The organism is Campylobacter sp. RM9328, from assembly GCF_012978615.1.
The window spans coordinates 1-223 of sequence record NZ_LIWF01000102.1 but is presented as its reverse complement, the minus strand read 5'-3'; the positions used below and the strand labels follow the sequence as shown (position 1 = coordinate 223).

Below are 223 nucleotides of genomic sequence, written 5' to 3'. Positions count from 1 at the left end.
TATTATAGATATTAAAGATATTTTTATAGCTATTTTCATGGGAATCTCCTAAATGTTACAGGGAAGTGGTCACTTGCTATATGAGTTCTAAATCCACTAAAGAATGTGCTAGCTGATATTGGTGGTAGTGGTGCTGGTGCGATAGCTCTATTAGAGTTGCCTACTATAGCATAATCTAGAGTTCTTCTAGCGCTTATTTGAGTTATTGCGTTATTAGTAATTA

Annotated in this window: 1 pseudogene; it reads right to left on the bottom strand. The window is 34.1% G+C overall.

The annotated features are described in order from the left end of the window. Positions 1-35: 35 nt before the first annotated feature. A pseudogene (locus CCAL9328_RS10870) lies at positions 36-223 on the bottom strand (cytolethal distending toxin subunit B family protein); the annotation flags it as partial.